Origin of the sequence: Neobacillus notoginsengisoli, assembly GCF_003515685.1 — a bacterium.
Taxonomy (GTDB): domain Bacteria; phylum Bacillota; class Bacilli; order Bacillales; family Cytobacillaceae; genus Bacillus_D; species Bacillus_D notoginsengisoli.
Window position 1 is genome coordinate 1 of the sequence record NZ_QWEG01000043.1, and the last position, 1,317, is coordinate 1,317.

A 1,317-nucleotide genomic window follows, 5' to 3' on the forward strand; every position below is an offset into this window, starting at 1 on the left:
CATTTAATGATTTGAATAATTGTTTTGATATTAATATATTTAATTCTTATTTTAATAACTTTATTACTTTTGAGCATAAAATTAATTTATCTTTCTTACATCAAATTATATCTAATTTCAATAATATTTCTTTTGCTAATTTTAAATCTATATATAATCATTTTGTTTATTTATGTAATAATGATAATCATTTATTTTATTATATAAGTAATGTTTCAGGTTTATGTTTAAGTGATATCGAAGCAAGTAATAATCTTGTAAATCAAGTTTATGATTTTATTAATTTTGATAGTGGTTCTGGCTCTTATGAGAATTTTGGGAATGGAGGAACAAAAACTCCAAATAATACACCAGTAACACGACCTGGAACTCCTGAAATTCCTGTCAGACCAAATGCTACACCTGTAAATCCAGAAACAGATAATTCAGTAGTACATCCAGATGTTGGAGAGGAGCTTGCTCGAAGATTAGAAGAAGTTAGAGAAAGTGATAGAAGAGGAGTGAATACTAGAAGTTTAAATGAAATTGATAATGCTTTAAGAGATTTTGCACAAAGTAATAACTCAAATAATAATTCTAATGTTAACTCAAATAATAATTCTAATGTTAATTCAAATAATAATTCTAATGTTAACTCAAATAATAATTCTAATGTTAATTCAAATAATACATCTAATGTTAATTCAAATAATACATCTAATGTTAATACAAATAATACTAATTTAAACAATAATGGTACTAACTCAGATAATAATTCAAACAATACTAATTTAAATAATAATTCTAATAATTCAAATAATACTAATAGTAATACTAATAATAATAATTCTAATAATTCAAATACTACTAATAGTAATATTAATAATAGTAATTCAGATAATAATTCAAATACTAATAATAGTAACTCAGATAATAGTTCAGATATATCTTCATCAAATGGAAATTCTAATAATACATTTTCAGAAGGTGGAGTAAGTTTATTTTCAAATCCTACAATAAGTGGGAATAATGTTTCAAATAATTTATTTACTATAGTTAATAATAATATTGATAATTTAGATGAAGAAAATTTAAATAATGATTCTAATAATTCAACTAAAATTACAAAATATGTAATTAAAGGATCTTTACCTAAAAATGTTACAGACTTAACTAAATTTGAAATATTAAATAGTTTTTCTACTTTTTCTGAAGGTTTTTCTTTAATTAATAATAATACAATAACATTAAATAATGATTTTAATTCTGATGCTTTACATTCTATACAACCTTTAGAATTTGAAAATAATTCATCTGATACTTACAGTATTAATGCTC

Annotated in this window: 1 protein-coding gene; it reads left to right on the top strand. The window is 21.3% G+C overall.

Translation table 11 applies throughout. From position 1 onward, the window contains the following. The coding region (locus tag D1B31_RS24540; RefSeq protein ID WP_192894828.1) for a hypothetical protein at positions 1-1,317 on the top strand (1,317 nt) is incomplete at both ends.